The 15,731-nt window shown below is 62.3% G+C and carries 17 protein-coding genes; 15 read left to right on the forward strand and 2 right to left on the reverse strand.

The features are described 5' to 3' along the window. Window positions 1-76 precede the first annotated feature (76 nt). From LDZ28_RS26220 to LDZ28_RS26285, 14 genes are all read left to right on the forward strand, one after another. The gene (locus LDZ28_RS26220; RefSeq protein ID WP_244831426.1) at window positions 77-1,078 is read left to right on the forward strand and encodes a LysR family transcriptional regulator; all 1,002 of its coding nucleotides are present in this window, start codon (window positions 77-79) and stop codon (window positions 1,076-1,078) included. Between the two features lie 134 nt (window positions 1,079-1,212). Further along, complete coding sequence (locus LDZ28_RS26225; RefSeq protein WP_244831427.1) at window positions 1,213-2,223, forward strand: ABC transporter substrate-binding protein; 1,011 nt, start codon at window positions 1,213-1,215, stop codon at window positions 2,221-2,223. 9 nt (window positions 2,224-2,232) lie between these two features. Further along, entirely contained in the window at window positions 2,233-3,006 is a 774-nt protein-coding gene (locus LDZ28_RS26230) for an ABC transporter permease (RefSeq protein ID WP_244831428.1), read from the forward strand. Next, window positions 2,994-3,779, forward strand: coding sequence for an ABC transporter ATP-binding protein (locus LDZ28_RS26235; protein ID WP_244831429.1), 786 nt, complete (start codon window positions 2,994-2,996; stop codon window positions 3,777-3,779). Before LDZ28_RS26230 ends, LDZ28_RS26235 begins: the two co-directional genes overlap by 13 nt. A 113-nt stretch (window positions 3,780-3,892) precedes the next feature. After that, the gene (locus LDZ28_RS26240) at window positions 3,893-5,080 is read left to right on the forward strand and encodes an FAD-binding oxidoreductase (RefSeq protein WP_244831430.1); all 1,188 of its coding nucleotides are present in this window, start codon (window positions 3,893-3,895) and stop codon (window positions 5,078-5,080) included. Beyond that, on the forward strand, window positions 5,061-5,669 hold the full coding sequence (locus tag LDZ28_RS26245; RefSeq protein ID WP_244831431.1) for a HutD family protein: 609 nt from the start codon (window positions 5,061-5,063) through the stop codon (window positions 5,667-5,669). Before LDZ28_RS26240 ends, LDZ28_RS26245 begins: the two co-directional genes overlap by 20 nt. 46 nt (window positions 5,670-5,715) lie before the next feature. Beyond that, window positions 5,716-6,465 carry an electron transfer flavoprotein subunit beta/FixA family protein gene (locus LDZ28_RS26250; RefSeq protein WP_244831432.1) on the forward strand — a complete coding sequence of 250 codons (750 nt, stop codon included), beginning with the start codon at window positions 5,716-5,718 and terminating at the stop codon, window positions 6,463-6,465. Next, complete coding sequence (locus tag LDZ28_RS26255) at window positions 6,465-7,406, forward strand: electron transfer flavoprotein subunit alpha/FixB family protein (RefSeq protein WP_244831433.1); 942 nt, start codon at window positions 6,465-6,467, stop codon at window positions 7,404-7,406. The genes LDZ28_RS26250 and LDZ28_RS26255 overlap by 1 nt, the downstream gene beginning before the upstream one ends. A 167-nt stretch (window positions 7,407-7,573) precedes the next feature. Beyond that, a complete protein-coding gene (locus tag LDZ28_RS26260) occupies window positions 7,574-8,323 on the forward strand; it encodes an IclR family transcriptional regulator (protein WP_244831434.1) in 750 nt (249 codons plus the stop codon). 40 nt (window positions 8,324-8,363) lie between these two features. Beyond that, window positions 8,364-9,137 (forward strand): transporter substrate-binding domain-containing protein, encoded by a 774-nt coding sequence (locus LDZ28_RS26265; RefSeq protein ID WP_244831435.1) that lies wholly within the window; start codon window positions 8,364-8,366, stop codon window positions 9,135-9,137. A gap of 17 nt (window positions 9,138-9,154) precedes the next feature. Continuing rightward, window positions 9,155-9,823 (forward strand): amino acid ABC transporter permease, encoded by a 669-nt coding sequence (locus LDZ28_RS26270; protein ID WP_244831436.1) that lies wholly within the window; start codon window positions 9,155-9,157, stop codon window positions 9,821-9,823. After that, the gene (locus LDZ28_RS26275; RefSeq protein ID WP_244831437.1) at window positions 9,820-10,584 is read left to right on the forward strand and encodes an amino acid ABC transporter ATP-binding protein; all 765 of its coding nucleotides are present in this window, start codon (window positions 9,820-9,822) and stop codon (window positions 10,582-10,584) included. The genes LDZ28_RS26270 and LDZ28_RS26275 overlap by 4 nt, the downstream gene beginning before the upstream one ends. A 36-nt stretch (window positions 10,585-10,620) precedes the next feature. Continuing rightward, complete coding sequence (locus LDZ28_RS26280; protein ID WP_244831438.1) at window positions 10,621-12,021, forward strand: formimidoylglutamate deiminase; 1,401 nt, start codon at window positions 10,621-10,623, stop codon at window positions 12,019-12,021. 95 nt (window positions 12,022-12,116) lie between these two features. Continuing rightward, window positions 12,117-12,557 (forward strand): LysR family transcriptional regulator, encoded by a 441-nt coding sequence (locus LDZ28_RS26285; RefSeq protein ID WP_370652281.1) that lies wholly within the window; start codon window positions 12,117-12,119, stop codon window positions 12,555-12,557. 85 nt (window positions 12,558-12,642) lie between these two features. Here the strand turns inward: LDZ28_RS26285 and LDZ28_RS26290 are convergent, their stop codons facing one another. Next, window positions 12,643-13,977, reverse strand: coding sequence for an MFS transporter (locus tag LDZ28_RS26290; protein ID WP_244831439.1), 1,335 nt, complete (start codon window positions 13,975-13,977; stop codon window positions 12,643-12,645). Between the two features lie 84 nt (window positions 13,978-14,061). Beyond that, window positions 14,062-14,847, reverse strand: coding sequence for an SDR family oxidoreductase (locus tag LDZ28_RS26295; RefSeq protein ID WP_244831440.1), 786 nt, complete (start codon window positions 14,845-14,847; stop codon window positions 14,062-14,064). Window positions 14,848-15,447: 600 nt separating this feature from the next. On the opposite strand from LDZ28_RS26295, the gene LDZ28_RS26300 reads away from it, so the two are divergent. Then, window positions 15,448-15,684 carry a Flp family type IVb pilin gene (locus LDZ28_RS26300; protein WP_370652282.1) on the forward strand — a complete coding sequence of 79 codons (237 nt, stop codon included), beginning with the start codon at window positions 15,448-15,450 and terminating at the stop codon, window positions 15,682-15,684. Window positions 15,685-15,731 lie beyond the last annotated feature (47 nt).

The raw sequence follows: 15,731 nt of genomic DNA on the forward strand, positions 1-15,731 counted from the left end.
CAGAAGCGCCGCAACGGTATGGGATCTGAGCGGCGACACGCGCTGCATCTGCGGCGGAATCGGCCGAGGAGAAAGCATGCGAAATTCGTTCGTCGGGGTCGATCTGCGCGCGTTGCAGGCGTTCGTCGCGGTCTGCGAAACCCGCTCCATGACGGAAGCGGCGCGCGTACTCGGCGTCACGCAAAGCGCCGTGAGCCAACTCATCGCGGCGCTCGAGCGCGAACAAGGCGTGGCGCTCTTCGATCGCGAGTTCCGTCCGGTGCGGCCCAACGCGGCGGGCCGCATTCTCTTCGATCGCGCGGGCGCGCTGCTCGAACACGCGCAGGCGGTCTCGCACGACGTGCGTACGGCGACGAGCGAAGGCGTGCCGAGTCTGCGCATTGGTTGCGTGGATTCCTTCTCCGGAAGCGTCGGGCCGCATCTCGTGCAACGTCTTTCCGGGCGCATGAAAACCTTGTCGATGTGGTCCGGCCTCACGCCGACCCTCAGCGAACAGCTTACCAATCGCGAACTCGATCTCGCCATTTGCACGGAAGCCACGCTCGATCCACGACGCGTCGAACTACGGCCGCTTTTCTCCGAGACTTTCATTGCGGTCGCGCCGAGGCGCTTCAGCGGCAAGCGCGCGCCCGAGTCCTTTCATGAGGTGCTGCGCGAGTTGCCGCTCTTGCGTTATACGGGCCGCTCGCTCATCGGGCAGCAAGTGGAGCGGCTCATCAGGCACATGAATTTCAACGCCCCGAACCGCTATGAATTCGACGATACCGACCCGCTTCTGAGTCTGGTCGGCTCGGGATTCGGCTGCGCCATCACGTCCCCGCTGTGTCTCTGGCAATCGCGCGCGCATCTGGCGGATATCGCGGTCGTGCCGCTGGCCACGACGCGCATCGGGCATCGTCATTTCTACATTCTCACGCGTCAGGCCGAATGGTCGTCGATGGCAGAGGCCGTCGCGCGCGAGTCGGTGGCCGTGACGCGCGACGTAATTGCACCCGGCTTGCTTGCGGCTTTGCCCGGCGCGCCGCCCCATCTTTTCGATGCCTACACCGCCGCGTTCGCCGCGCAAAGCGCCGCGTGAAATTAGCGGAACTGCTTCAAAACATAAGAGTTTCTGATTCGGCCGCGCGGCTTAATGGCAGGGATGCGTTCGCCTCTACCATCCGTAGCTGACAGCGGATACACGCAGTTCAACCTAAGAGACAGGGCAGGACGATGACCACAAACCGCCGTAGTTTTCTGAAGCAGGCTTCACTCGTCGGCGTAGCCGCGGCCACCTCGGGCCTTGCGTCATTCGCGCGCGCCGCGACCGTCGTGAACTACGGCGGCTCGGCATGGCTCGGGCACTACGCGGCCTATGTCGCGATGAAGACGGACATCTTCACGAAGCTCGGCATCGACTGCCGCTGGCAATCGTTCTCCACTTCGTCGGCGCGCATGGGCGCGGTGATGGCGGGGAACATCGACATTGCGGGGACCGGCGTCGTCTCGGCGCTCGCGCTGATGGCAAGCGGCGCGAAGCAGTTTCAGCTCATCTCGACGCCGAACAACTTCGGCAAATCGGAAGGCCTTCTCGTGCGTGGCAATGTGAAGTCGCTCGCCGATCTCAAGGGCAAGAAGATCGGCGTCACGTATGCGTCGAGCTCGCATGTCCTGCTGCTCGACGTGCTGCGCCAGGCGAACTTGGACCCGGCGAAGGACGTGAGCATCATCAACTTGCCGGCGACGGAACTGCTGGCGGCGTATCGCGGTAATCAGATCGATGCCGCCGCCGCATGGACACCGACGTTCGACCGCATCAAGGCGCTGCCCGATACCAAACTGCTGCTCGACGATTCCTCCTTCTCGCTTTATAAGCAATATCAGTTGACGCCCGGCCCGGACGTGCTGCTGGTGCGTACCGCATTTGCCAGCGCCCATCCTGATGTGCCGAAAGCCTTTCTGCAAGGTGTCGCGCAAGCCAACGACATGATGACGCACGAGCCGGAGAAGGTCGCGCCCATTCTGATGACGCTCACGAATCTCACGCAGGACGAGCAGATGGCCGTGCTCAAGCAGACGCAGTGGTATTCCCACGCGCAGCAAAAGACGCTTTTCGTCGGCAGCGGCGGAAAGCCGGGACCGTTCGTCGACGGCGTGCAGAAACTGAGCGGCATGCTCGTCGATCTCAAGCAGATCGACCAGTCGCCGAAAGTGGCGGACTGGATCAACGCGTCGTATCTCTGAGCGCGCGGCATGGCATCCGACAACAAATGGACGAAGCGCGGCGGGCTTTTCGTCGTCAGCGCCTGCTCGCTGATCGGCTTTCTGCTGCTCTGGGAACTCGTGTGCCGCGCGGGTTTGGTCGATGCGGTGTTTCTGCCCGCGCCGTCGCAAGTGCTGAGCCGCGGCATCCGCATGTGGAATCAGCATACGTTGCTCGATAACGTGCTGGCCTCCATACGCCGGGTCATGGTGGGCTTTCTCGCCGCGGCGGTCGTGTCGATACCGCTCGGCATTGCGCTCGGCACCTCGCGGGTGGCGCGCGCCGTGTTCGACCCGCTGCTGTCCTTCCTGCGCCCGCTGCCGTCGATGAGTTGGATACCGCTGTCGCTGCTGTGGTTCGGCATCACCGAGACGCAGAAGTACAGCATCGTCTTCATGGGATCGTTCGCGCCTGCCCTTCTCTATGTGATCGACGCCACGCGCAACATCGACCCGATCTTCGTGCGCGCGGCGCGCAATCTCGGCGCGAACCGCTGGCAGGTCATGCGCGAAGTCATCCTGCCGGGCTGCATGCCGCAGATCTTGTCGGGCATGAAAGTGATTCTCGGCCTCTCGTGGACCTGCGTGATTTCCGCCGAACTCGTCGCCGCGCAGCAAGGGCTCGGCTTCATGATCATGAACGGCCGCGAATTCTTCCAGACCGATACGGTCGTGCTCGGCATGGTGCTGATCAGCATCACGGTGCTCATCACGGATGGCTTGTTCAGGCTCATCGAACGCGGAGTGCTCGCATGGCAACGATAGATGCCCCTATGATTCGCCTCGAAGGCGTGGCGAAGTCCTTCGGCGCGTTGCAAGTGCTCAAGGAAGTCGATCTCGATGTCGCGAAGGGCGAGTTTCTCGTGCTGCTTGGCGCGTCGGGTTGCGGCAAATCGACGATGCTCAACATGATCTCCGGCTTCGAGCCGCCGACGCAGGGCCGCGTGCTCGTCAATGGCCGCGAAGTGAAGGATGTCGAGCCGGCGTGCGGCATGGTCTTTCAGCAATACGCGCTGTTTCCGTGGAAAACGGTCAGCGAGAACGTCGCGTTCGGGTTGAAGATGCGCGGTGTCGGCCGGGCCGAAAGGCGTGATGCCGCGCGTCGCTATATCGAAGCCGTGGGGCTGAAAGGCTTCGAGGACAGCTATCCCGGCGCGCTTTCGGGCGGCATGAAACAGCGCGTGTCGATTGCGCGCGTACTCGCCAACGACCCGGACGTGATGCTGCTCGACGAACCCTTCGCCGCGCTCGACGCCATGACGCGGCAAGTGCTGCAGGAACAGCTTCTGTCGATCTACGAGAAGAGCGGCAAGACGATCGTCTTCATCACACATTCGATCGACGAAGCGCTGCTGCTCTCCACGCGCATGATCGTGATGGGCGCGAAACCGGGGCGCATCGTGCAGGACATCCGCAACGACCTGCCCTTGCCGCGTACCGCCGAAGTGCAGCTATCGCCTGCGTATCTGGAGATGAAGAAGTCGATCTGGGAAACGGTGCAGGCTGAAGTCATGCGAGGCCTGGAAGGCGCTGGCTGACGTTCGAACGCGCCGGTACTGCTGCTATCCATCGCTTTTGCTTATGAAGCGCTCGCGATGGCGGCAACCCGGCACACTGCAAACATCATCCGCATGAGAAAGGAAGCGCGACAGTGAATACGTACGATTTAGTGGTGATCGGCGCGGGCGTGATCGGCAGTTCCGTTGCGTTTCATCTGCAAAAGCTTGGCGCCAAAAGCGTGCTCGTGCTCGATCGCGCGACCATCGGCGCGGGCACGACGTCGCAATCGTCGGGCATCTTGCGCACGCATTATTCGGTCAAGGAAAACGTCGAACTCGCGCGCAAGTCGTGGGCCGTGTTCAACGATTTCGCGGGCTACGTCGGCGACGATGAAGCCTCGTGTGGACTCGTGAAGTGCGGCTACATGATCGTCGCGGCCGATGGCGACAAGGTCGAACCGCTGCGCGCATCGCTCGAACAGCAGAAGCAGCAAGGCATTCCGCTCGAATTGCTCGATGCTCGCCAGGCTCACGAGCTCATGCCCATCGCGCAGTTCGACGACGCCGCGTTGATCGGCTATGAACCCGAGGCGGGCTTCGCGGATGCGTATCTCACGGCGACCAGTTTCGCTCGCGCGGCGCGGCGCGGCGGCGTGACGATCCGCGAGAACGTCACCGTGAACCGCTTGCTGATCGAGCACGGCAAGGTGAGCGGCGTTTCGACGAGCATCGGAGATTTTTCAGCGGCAATGGTCGTGAGCACGCAAAACATCTGGACCCCGGAACTCGCCGGATGGACCGGCCGCACACTGCCCGTCTCGCCGGAGCGTCATGCGGTGCTTGCGCTCGAATGCGAGGGCGCGGCCTATACCTACACCATGCCGGTGTTCAAGGATCTGGCCTCGCCCGGCATGCTCTATTACCGCTGCTACGGCGGCAATCAGATGCTCGTCAGCGAAGGCACCGCCGGAGAAAAACTCGCCACGGCCGATACCGAACAGGGCGACATCTCGATGGACTATGTCGTCGAGGTCGGCGCGCAGGTCGCCGAACGGTTTCCCGCATACGAAGCGGCGGGCATTGCGTCGTCGTGGACGGGCGTGTACGACGTCACGCCCGACTGGAATCCGGTGCTCGGCGCGCTGCCCGGCATCGAAGGGCTCGTCGTCGGCTACGGCTTTTCGGGGCACGGCTTCAAGCTCTCGCCGACGGTCGGCAAGGTGCTTGCGCAAGCCGCACTTGGCCTGCAAACCGATGTCTCGCTCGCGCCTTACTCGATCGAACGTTTCGAGACCGGCGCGCTGCTCACTGGAAAGTACGGTGTTGGCGCCGTCTCCTGAAGCGCGCGCGCCCGAGGGCGTCGCCATTGCACCGCTCGCGTCTTTTGCGCCGCAGGCATGGCGCAACGGCGGCGGCACCACGCGCGCGCTCGCGGAAGATACGGAGGGCGGCTGGCGCATCAGCCTGGCCGACGTGGAACGCGACGGTCCGTATTCGCGCTTTCCCGGCATGACGCGGCAATCGCTCGTCATGACCGGTGCGGGCGTCACGCTGCAAGACGACGCCGTGCAATGTCACTTGCGGCGCGGTATCGCCATGGAATACGACGGCGGCGTTGCGTGGCAAGCCACGTTGCACGACGGCCCTGTTGTCGCGCTCAATGTCATGGCGTTGCGCGGGCGCTATCGAGCACGCATCGAGCCATTGCGCGACGCCGCGTTCGTGCCCCTCGAATGTGTCGCGCTCGTGCTGACGATGAATGGCCGCTGCCTCGTCCACGCTGCCGACAGCGACGACGAGATCGTGCTGGCGGAAGGTCACGTGTTGACGCGCATGCCGGGCGCGCCTGCGCTTCATCTCGCGCCTCGGTCGTCGGGAAGCGATGCATCGATTGCGCTCGTCATCGTCGAGCCCGACAGTCGGCGCTGATCCGCGCGGCTCTTTTCGAATCATTCAAGCAAGGAGATATGCACCCATGAAAATTCTGGTGCCAGTCAAGCGCGTGGTCGACTACAACGTGAAGGTCCGGGTGAAGTCGGACAACACGGGTGTTGATATCGCCAACGTGAAGATGTCCATGAACCCGTTCGACGAAATCGCCGTGGAAGAGGCGGTGCGTCTGAAAGAAGCGGGCGTGGCAACCGAAGTGATCGCCGTGTCGTGCGGCGTCACGCAATGCCAGGAAACGCTACGCACGGCGCTTGCAATCGGCGCGGATCGCGCCATTCTCGTCGAGTCCGCGGATGAGTTGCAGCCGCTTGCCGTCGCCAAACTGCTCAAGGCGTTGGTCGATCAAGAAAAGCCCGAACTCATCATCCTCGGCAAACAAGCAATCGACGACGACTCGAACCAGACCGGACAGATGCTCGCCGCGCTGGCAGGCTTGCCGCAAGCGACGTTTGCATCGAAGGTCGTCGTGGCCGACGGCAAAGCCACCGTGTCGCGCGAAGTCGACGGCGGCGCGGAAACGCTGTCGTTGAAGCTGCCCGCTGTCATCACCACCGACCTGCGCCTGAACGAGCCGCGTTATGTGACGCTGCCCAACATCATGAAGGCAAAGAAGAAGCCGCTGACGGTCGTGAAGCCGGCCGACCTCGGCGTGGATGTCGCGCCGCGACTGAAGACGCTGAAGGTCGTCGAGCCGCCTAAGCGTTCGGCGGGTGTGGTGGTGCCCGATGTCAAGACGCTGGTCGGGAAGTTGCAGAACGAAGCGAAGGTGATCTGATGACGATTCTGGTAATTGCGGAACACGACAACGCGTCCATCAAGGCCGCGACGTTGAACACGGTAGCGGCGGCGGCAAAAATCGGTGGCGATATCCATGTGCTGGTCGCGGGTGCGAACGCGCAGGGCGCGGCCGATGCGGCAGCCAAGATCGCAGGCGTATCTAAAGTGCTGCTTGCGGATGCGCCTCAACTCGCCGAAGGTCTGGCCGAGAACGTCGAGGGCACGGTGCTGAATATCGCAAAGGACTATTCGCACATCCTTGCGCCCGCGACCGCCTATGGCAAGAACATCGCGCCGCGTATCGCGGCGCATCTGGACGTCGCACAGATCAGCGACATCACCGCCGTCGACAGCGCCGATACCTTCGAGCGTCCAATCTACGCGGGCAACGCTATCGCGACGGTGCAATCGAGCGATCCGATCAAGGTCATCACGGTGCGTGCAACGGGCTTCGATCCGGTGGCGGCGGAAGGCGGCAGTGCATCGATCGAGAAGATCGAAGCGGCAGCCGACGCTGGCATCTCGTCATTCGTCAGCCGCGAAGTCACGAAGCTGGATCGGCCGGAACTGACTTCGGCTTCGATCATCGTGTCGGGTGGACGTGGTCTCGGCAGCGGCGAGAACTACACGAAGGTGCTCGAACCGTTGGCCGACAAGCTTGGTGCGGCAATGGGCGCATCGCGCGCGGCGGTGGATGCCGGCTACGTGCCGAACGACTATCAAGTGGGGCAGACGGGCAAGATCGTCGCGCCGCAGTTGTACGTGGCCGTTGGTATTTCGGGCGCCATTCAGCATCTGGCCGGGATGAAGGACAGTAAGGTCATCGTCGCCATCAACAAAGATCCGGAAGCGCCTATTTTCAGCGTCGCGGATTACGGCGTCGTCGGCGACCTCTTTTCGCTCGTGCCGGAACTGACAGAAGCGATCGTTATGCGCTGACCCAGGAGGCGTATCGGGCAAACTTCGCCGCGCCTCGCGCATGTCCCCCTTACGTTCGACTAAAAACCTCACCTTCATTCCCAATCGCTGGGAATCCCTTTTTTGTCCGCCGGGAGCGATGTGGCATTCTGCGCTCATCGACATCGCCTTTCCGGCTGGACATCACAGTGAAACGGGAATCTAACGTCACCGGCGCCGAGCGCTTGCTGCTCGTGCTGACCGCGCTCGCTAGCCACGGCAAGGCCATGTCCGCGAAGGACATACTCGCCGCCACCGGTCTCGCGCAGAGCACGCTTTATCGGCAAGTGGCGTTGCTCAAACGCTGGGGCTTCGTCACCGAGGACGCCGGTTTTTACGCGCCCGGCCCGATCAGTCTTCAACTCGCGCTCGGCTTCGACGTCAATTCGCTGCTGGTCGAAGCGAGCCGCGAAGGCATGCTGAAGCTCGCGAACGCCACGCAGGAAAGCGTCGGCCTGATCGTCGCCGTGAACGATCAGGTGATCTGCCTCGAAATGATCGAGAGCACGCAGTCGTTGCGCTGCTCTTTCGAAAAGGGACGCTCGGTGCCGTTGCGCTCGGGCGCATCCGCCAAGTCGCTGCTCGCCTTCATGGCCGACAAACTGCGCGCCGAGACGCTGGAGCGTCTGTTCGCCAACGACGATGCCACCCGCGCCGCCCTCGAAACCGAACTGGAGCGCATTCGCTCGCGCGGCTTCGCGGTGAGCGAAAGCGAAGTCGATCCCGGCGTATGGGGCGTAAGCGCGCCCGTGTTCCGGCGCGCGTCGCGCAGCGCGGGCGCGAGCGCATCGATCACGCTGATGGCGCCCTCCTCGCGCGCGGCAGGCCGGGAGCAGCAACTCGCGGACTGGACCGTGCGCGCCGCCAATGCCATATCCGCGCGGCTGCAGGCCGCCTGAACCGCCAATCAACGACAGACCACACCCCTGGAGCCACGCCATGAAAATCAAGAACCTGCTTTCCGCCGCGAGTTTCGGTATCGCCATGATGATTGCCGCGCTGCCCGGCGCCGCGGCCGCGCAAGACTCGAACGTTTTGAACGTTGCCACGGACGCTACCTTCCCGCCGATGGAGTTCGTCGACAAGGGTCAGCGCACCGGCTTCGATATCGACATCATGAACGCGCTCGCCAAGAGCATGGGCAAGCAGATCCAGTGGACCGATATCGACTTCAAGGGACTGGTTCCGGGTCTCGTCGCCCATCGTTTCGATGCAGCCATCTCCGGCATCTACATCACGCCGGAACGCGCCCAGGTGATCGACTTCACCCAGTCGTACTTCGCGGGCGGCCTGTCCGCACTGGTCAAGGCGGATTCGCCGATCAAGACGCTCGCCGATCTCAACGGCAAGAAAGTGACGGTGCAGGTCGGCACGAAATCGGTCAACTTCCTGCGCGACAACTATCCGCAAGTGCAGCGCGTGGAAGTGGAAAAGAATCAGGAGATGTTCGATCTGGTCGGCATCGGCCGCGCGGATGCCGCCGTCACGGGCAAGCCCGCCGCATTCCAGTTCGCGCGCACGCGCCCCGGCTTTCGCGTGCTGGACAAGGAGCTGACGACCGAGGCATATGGCATCGCGGTGCGCAAGGACGAGCCGCAATTGCGCGATCAGATGAACGCCGCGCTCGCCAAGATCAAGGCGGACGGCACCTACGACGCGATCGTGAAGAAGTGGTTCAGCGCGAGCGCCGGCACGACGGCAAGCGCGAAGTAAGCCGGCGGACCTGAGCCATGCAACTCGACTTCACGCCAGCCTTCGCCGGTTGGGCCGATCTGGCGCATGGCGCGCTCGTCACGGTGGAAGTGACCGCCGCCGCGCTCGTGCTCTCGTGCCTGCTCGGACTTCTGATCGGCATCGGCCGGCTCTCGCCGCAGCGGCGCATCGTCTACGGCTTCTGCACCGGATATCTGATCTTCTTTCGCGGCACGCCCTTGCTCGTGCAACTGTTTCTGCTGTTCTTCGGCCTGCCGCAGTTCAATATCCTGCTGCCTGCCTTCGTGTGCGGCATGCTCGGGCTCGGCCTGTATTCGGCGGCCTACGTGTCGGAGGTCGTGCGTGGCGCGATTCAATCGGTGGATCGTGGACAGATGGAAGCTGCGCGCTCCATCGGCATGTCGGCGGGTCAGGCCATGCGCGCGATCATTCTTCCGCAAGCCGTCGTGCGCATGATTCCGCCGCTCGGCAACGAGTTCATCGCGCTCATCAAGAACTCGGCGCTGGTGTCGCTTCTGACCATCGACGATCTCATGCACGAAGCACAGAAGATCATCAGCGTGTCGTACCGGTCGCTGGAGGTGTATCTCGTCGTCGCGCTCGTCTATCTCGTGCTGACGCAGACGACGAACTACATTCTTCATCGCGTGGAGCAACGGCTGCGCGCAGGAGGCATGGTGCAATGAACAGCGCCCAACCCATTCTCAGCATTCGCGATCTCACCAAGTCGTTCGGGACGCATCGCGTATTGAACGGTATCGACTTCGATATAGAGCCGAGTCAAGTTGTCGTGGTGATCGGGCCAAGCGGCTCCGGCAAGAGCACGTTTCTGCGCTGCTGCAACGGTCTGGAGCAGCCCGAGCGCGGAACCATCGACATCTGCGGGCATCGTCTCGTCGATCAGGGAACCATGCTCAAGGAGCGCGCGCTGAATGCATTGCGCACGGAAGTGGGCATGGTGTTTCAGTCGTTCAACCTGTTCCCGCATCTTTCGGTGCTGCACAACATTACCGTGGGACCGCGGATGTTGCGCGGTGCATCGAAGGCAGATGCCGAAACGGCCGCGCTCGGCCTGCTCAGGAAAGTCGGCCTCGAACACAAGGCGCATGCCATGCCCGCGAGTTTGTCGGGCGGCCAGAAGCAGCGCGTCGCCATTGCGCGGGCGCTGGCCATGCAACCGCGCGTCATGCTCTTCGACGAACCCACGTCCGCGCTCGATCCCGAACTCGTCGGCGAAGTGCTTCAAGTGATGAAGCTGCTCGCCGCCGAAGGCATGACCATGCTCGTCGTCACGCATGAGATGGGCTTTGCGAGAGAAGTGGCGGATGTCGTCGTCGTGATGGATGGCGGCGAGATCGTCGAGGCGGGCCCGCCCTCGCAAATATTTTCGACGCCCACGCAGCCTCGTACACGCTCGTTCCTGCAAGCGGTTTTGTCGCGTGCGTGAATGTTTCACCGATGCCCGATACCGAGTAGTCCGCTCATGAATACACGCACGAAATCACTCTTTGCGGCGCATGCGCTTTTGCCCGAAGGCTGGCGCACCGACGTGCTGCTCGAATGGGACGCCACAGGTACGCTCGTGGCGGTCACACCCGATAAGCGCGATGCGCCCGCCGACGTCGCGCGTGCCGCCGGACCGGTCATTCCCGGCATGCCGAATCTTCATTCGCACGCGTTCCAGCGCGCGATGGCCGGACTCACCGAGTATCGCGCGAACCCGACCGACAGTTTCTGGAGCTGGCGGGAACTGATGTATCGCTTCGCCGCGCGCATCACGCCCGAGACGCTCGGCGCCATTGCGCGCTGGCTGTATGTCGAGATGCTCAAGGCTGGTTACACGTCCGTCTGCGAGTTCCATTACGTGCATCACGCGGAGGATGGAACGCGCCATGCAAACCCCGCCGAGCTTGCGCAACGCGTGGTGGATGCGGCGAGCGAAACCGGCATCGGCATGACGATGCTGCCGGTGCTCTATCAGTTCAGCGGCTTCGGCGAAGAGCCGCCTCGCGACGATCAGCGGCGCTTCGTCAATACGACCGAAGGCTATCTCGATCTGCTGGCCGCGTTGCGTCATGCCCGGCCCGAACATGGCGCACTGCGATACGGCGTCGCGCCGCATTCGCTGCGCGCGGTGTCGGAGGCGTCTCTGCGCGTCGTCATCGAAGCGTTGAACGACATCTCGCCTGACGCGCCGGTTCATATCCACATCGCGGAGCAAACGGCGGAAGTGGATGCTTCGCTTGCCGCGCTGGGCGCGCGGCCCGTGCAATGGCTGCTGGATCGTTTCGACGTGAACGCGCGCTGGTGCCTCGTGCATGCGACGCATATCGACGCCAGCGAAACCGCTGCGCTCGCGAAAAGCGGCGCCATTGCGGGCCTGTGCCTCACCACCGAAGCGAATCTCGGCGACGGGATTTTCCCCGCCAACGAATACCTCGACGCAGGCGGCGCTTTCGGTATCGGCTCGGATAGTCATGTCGGCGTGGACTGGCGCGCGGAACTGCGACTGCTCGAATATGGCCAGCGTCTGTTGCGGCGGCAGCGTAACGTGCTGGCATCGCACGAAACGGCGCACGTTGCCGATCGCCTGTTTCGCGACGCCCTCGAAGGCGGCGCATGCGCGACCGGCCGCGCAGTCGGCGCGCTCATGCCGGGGGCGCGCGCGGATTGGATCGTGCTCGACGCCGATCATCCGAATCTCGCGGAACAGACGAGCGCGACGTGGCTCTCTTCCGTCGTATTCTGCGAACACGGCGAATCGCCCGTGCGCGATGTGTTCGTTGGCGGCGAGTGCGTGATCCGTGAGCGTCGGCATCGCGATGAAGCGCGGCATTATCGCGACTATCGTGCGGCGCTTGCGCGGCTTTTTGCCGGCGCTTGAATCTACACAGTCTCGCTGTCGTGCCGGTCGTTCGAGGGCGTGCGCCCGCCGCGTACTGACCGCGCACGCTGTCGCGGGCGATATCCGCGACCGACATGGCCCGCAGCGACTCAGACGTTCTTAGGGGGTTTTCGACGCGGTCCTTCTCCGGCGCCGCGCGCCAGAAGAAGTTGGAGCAGCCGGCCGTAGCGAAGACGGTTGCGCAAATGGCGGAACGTCTAGGCGCGCGTCTGCCGCTGCGTTCGACACGAGGGCTCGCGCCGGCGGAAGCCGGTCAGCGCTTTATTTGCACGCGCGCCGGACCATCGCAGAAGCGGAGCAAGCCGAGCAGGCGGTGCGCGATTCGTCAGACGGTTTTTTCGGAGGACCGCGCATGGGCGCGGCTGCGTGTCTTGCCGGCGCTCAAGTCGTTCCTCGATCGACGCCTTGACCTCAGCATCGACATCGTTCTCGACGAAGGCGTCGATGTTGCGTTGCAGGTGCGGAACGCACCGGAGCAGTCGCCAATACGACTCGGGATGCTGGCGGCTAGATGATGGATGAATCGCTTGACGCAGTGAGTGGCTCGCGTGGAACGAGACGTGGACCACTTTCCAGGTTCCCACGCCTCGCGCCGTATTTTTAGTTTTGTCCTCGCGCCACCACGACATCGCGGAACCGAATCTTCCGGGGCAATCCCCACGCGATGAGCACAGCCGTAATCGCGCACACCACGGCGATTGCATAGAGTCCCATCGACGGGCTCCCCAGCAGGTCCTTGACCTTGCCGACCATATAAGGCGCAACGATGCCGCCGAACTGTCCAAGCGAGTTGATCAGCGCAAGCCCGGCTGCCGCCGCGGCACCCGTCAGCATTCTGGCCGGGAACATCCAGAAAATGCCGAACGAAGCGATGACACCCGTAGCGGAGATGCTGAGGCCGAGCACGAGCAACACCGTATGGCCGGGCCATGTGGCGCTGATCAGATAGCCGAGTGCCGCCGCGATCGCGCAGCCGGCCAGATGCCAGCGACGCTCACCGGTACGGTCCGAACTATGACTGATGAGCACCGTGCCAGCCATTGCCGCGAGATAGGGAATCATCGTGATCAGACCGATGATGAGCGGGTCGCTCGTGCCCGCGCTCTTCACCAGTTGCGGCATCCAGAAGAGGAAGCCGTAGATCCCCATGCAAAGCCCGAAATAGATCAGTGAGAACAGATAGATCACCGGCCAGCGCAGCGCTACGAGGAACGAATGCGTGCTGTCGACCTTGCGGTCGCGCGAGAGGATCGAGGCAAGAAGCGTCTTCTCCGCAGGCGTCAGCCACTTGGCGTCTTCCATCCGGTCATCGAGCACGATCAGCACCACGATGCCGAGCAGAACCGACGGCAAACCTTCGAGCAAAAACAGCCACTGCCAGCCGGGCATGCCGTTCAAGCCATCGAAGAACTTCAGGATGCCGCCGGAAATCGGGCCACCGATGATTCCGCACAGTGCAATCGCCCCGAAAAAATACGAGTTCACGCGACCGCGCCGTTCGGCGGGAAACCACTGCGTGTAGAAGTAGAGCACGCCCGGCACGAACCCGGCTTCGAGTGCGCCGAGGAGAAAGCGCAGGATATAGAACCAGGTTTCGTCGCGCACGAACATCATTGCCGCCGACGCGATGCCCCACGAAATCATGATGCGCGCGATCCAGCGTCGCGCACCGGTGCGCACCATGATCGCGTTACTTGGAATCTCGAACAGCAAATAACCGACGAAGAATACGCTTGCGCCAAAGCCGTACGCGGCGTCGCTGAAGCCGAGTTGAGCCTGCATTTGCAGCTTGGCGAAACTGATGTTCACGCGATCGAGGTAAGCAACCACGAAGCAGGCGAGGATCAAGGGAACGATACGTCGGGTTACTTTATTGAAGAGGTGCGCCTCGGCAGCGGTATCCATCTCCGGTATTTCGGTCAGCGTTTCGAGCATACCTGTCTCCATCGATTTGTTTTGTCTTCTAATTGCGGGCACCGGTTTCCAATCAACCAGTACACGCTGCGCTCGCTCGATTGTCTAGCCGCGTCCTATGAACGGCATCTTGGTTGCCATCACCGTCATGAACTGCACGTTCGCGCCGGGCGGCATGCTTGCCATGTAAGCGACGGATTGCGCCGCATGCGCCAAGTCCATCGTCGGCTCCGGCGCTCGCTCGCCGTTTGCCTGAAGAACGCCACCGGCCATTCCCGCGGCCATCTCTGTCAGAACGTTGCCGAAATCGATCTGACAGACCGCGATGTCGTACTTGCGCCCGTCCAGCGCGCAGGCCTTCGTCAAGCCACTGACTGCGTGCTTGCTTGCCGTGTAATCCGCGGAATGAAGACGCGGCGTATGTGCCGACAAGGAGCCGTTGTTGATGATCCGGCCGCCCGGCGGGTTATTTGCACGCATCCGGCGAAAGGCGGCTTGCGTGCACAAAAGCGTGCCGATCACATTGATATCGAGCATCGTGCGAAAGCGCTCTATCGAAAGATTCTCGACCGACACGCCTTCCACGCCCACTCCCGCGTTGTTGAAAAGCAGATCGAGGCGACCGTAGCGTTCCTGCACCGTGTCGAAGAGACGTTGTACCGATGCCGCGTTGGTGACATCGGTGGCAATGGCCATCAACTTGCTGGCGGATTCGGGAACGTGTTGCTCGTAGTCTCGAATGACCGCGTCGAGCGCCTCTTGCCGACGTCCGGCGAGCGCGACACACCAGCCATCGTTCGCGAGCGCGTGCACCGTTGCCCGACCAATACCGCTGCCTGCTCCCGTGACGATGGCTACGCGCAATGTCTTCTCTGTGTCGTGTCGAGTCATGACGGCTTCTGTTTGTTCTCGTCTGCGGTTGGCCCGGAGCGGTTGATCCGGCATGGATAGGCACGTATGACTTTGCAGTGAATCTAGCGAAAACTTTACAGGCCGGGTACTGAGACTTTTTGATAGCGGTATGACTTTGCGTTATACCGGACGCTGTCGATTCACACTGCAGATGACGGCCCATTCGGCGCGAGAGCCAGTCCCCGTCTGCGTTCCCGAGGCGGCAACCACCCCGTAATCCGAATCGAGAACTTCCCTGCTTCGTCACAATCGCCCTTGCGCATAAGGGAATGTGCGTAGTACGACCGTATCGGTTCGAAAAGAATGGTTCGGCGGCTCGCATATCGATTACGAGCCAGCTTACGCAACCGCAGTTTCGGTAAAAAGGTGCGCCCGCGACGCCACGGCGGAACAAATCCCCTCTCGCTCATTCATGTTCTATCGCCGGGAGCCGTTATTGGATAAATGGAGCATCGCATCAGGCACTGTGCGCTCAAGCGACGCTTCATACCCAGAGCCTGAACCGTAGGCCCGGGTACACGATGAAGCTTCTGCGCATTCAAAACCTTCGGATTCGTCAACTGAGAGAGACGACTACCGATGCAGACGACCAATCGGTACACCGGGCAAAGACACCACAACGTTGAACCCGAGGATCAAATCATGACGCACTTCTTCAAGCGCTATCTCAAGGATACGCGCGGCATTACCGCGATTGAATATGGCCTGATCGCCGGCGTACTTGCGCTCGGCATCATGACGTCCGTCAGCGGCGTCGCCACTCAACTGTCGACCACCTTTTCCGCCATCACGACCAAGCTCTCTACGATCCACTAAGCGTGGTCGGCGTTCTCTTCGGGAGTTTCGTGAGCCTCGACCCGGCA

Source organism: Caballeronia sp. TF1N1 (assembly GCF_022878925.1).
Taxonomy (GTDB): domain Bacteria; phylum Pseudomonadota; class Gammaproteobacteria; order Burkholderiales; family Burkholderiaceae; genus Caballeronia.

What these genes read in the sequence shown, in the direction of transcription:
- LDZ28_RS26220 (WP_244831426.1), top strand. Translation starts at nt 77, where the DNA reads ATGCGAAATTCGTTCGTCGGGGTCGATCTGCGCGCGTTGCAGGCGTTC.
- LDZ28_RS26225 (WP_244831427.1), top strand. Translation starts at nt 1,213, where the DNA reads ATGACCACAAACCGCCGTAGTTTTCTGAAGCAGGCTTCACTCGTCGGC.
- LDZ28_RS26230 (WP_244831428.1), top strand. Translation starts at nt 2,233, where the DNA reads ATGGCATCCGACAACAAATGGACGAAGCGCGGCGGGCTTTTCGTCGTC.
- LDZ28_RS26235 (WP_244831429.1), top strand. Translation starts at nt 2,994, where the DNA reads ATGGCAACGATAGATGCCCCTATGATTCGCCTCGAAGGCGTGGCGAAG.
- LDZ28_RS26250 (WP_244831432.1), top strand. Translation starts at nt 5,716, where the DNA reads ATGAAAATTCTGGTGCCAGTCAAGCGCGTGGTCGACTACAACGTGAAG.
- LDZ28_RS26255 (WP_244831433.1), top strand. Translation starts at nt 6,465, where the DNA reads ATGACGATTCTGGTAATTGCGGAACACGACAACGCGTCCATCAAGGCC.
- LDZ28_RS26265 (WP_244831435.1), top strand. Translation starts at nt 8,364, where the DNA reads ATGAAAATCAAGAACCTGCTTTCCGCCGCGAGTTTCGGTATCGCCATG.
- LDZ28_RS26270 (WP_244831436.1), top strand. Translation starts at nt 9,155, where the DNA reads ATGCAACTCGACTTCACGCCAGCCTTCGCCGGTTGGGCCGATCTGGCG.
- LDZ28_RS26275 (WP_244831437.1), top strand. Translation starts at nt 9,820, where the DNA reads ATGAACAGCGCCCAACCCATTCTCAGCATTCGCGATCTCACCAAGTCG.
- LDZ28_RS26280 (WP_244831438.1), top strand. Translation starts at nt 10,621, where the DNA reads ATGAATACACGCACGAAATCACTCTTTGCGGCGCATGCGCTTTTGCCC.
- LDZ28_RS26285 (WP_370652281.1), top strand. Translation starts at nt 12,117, where the DNA reads ATGGCCCGCAGCGACTCAGACGTTCTTAGGGGGTTTTCGACGCGGTCC.
- LDZ28_RS26290 (WP_244831439.1), bottom strand. Translation starts at nt 13,977, where the DNA reads ATGCTCGAAACGCTGACCGAAATACCGGAGATGGATACCGCTGCCGAG.
- LDZ28_RS26295 (WP_244831440.1), bottom strand. Translation starts at nt 14,847, where the DNA reads ATGACTCGACACGACACAGAGAAGACATTGCGCGTAGCCATCGTCACG.
- LDZ28_RS26300 (WP_370652282.1), top strand. Translation starts at nt 15,448, where the DNA reads ATGCAGACGACCAATCGGTACACCGGGCAAAGACACCACAACGTTGAA.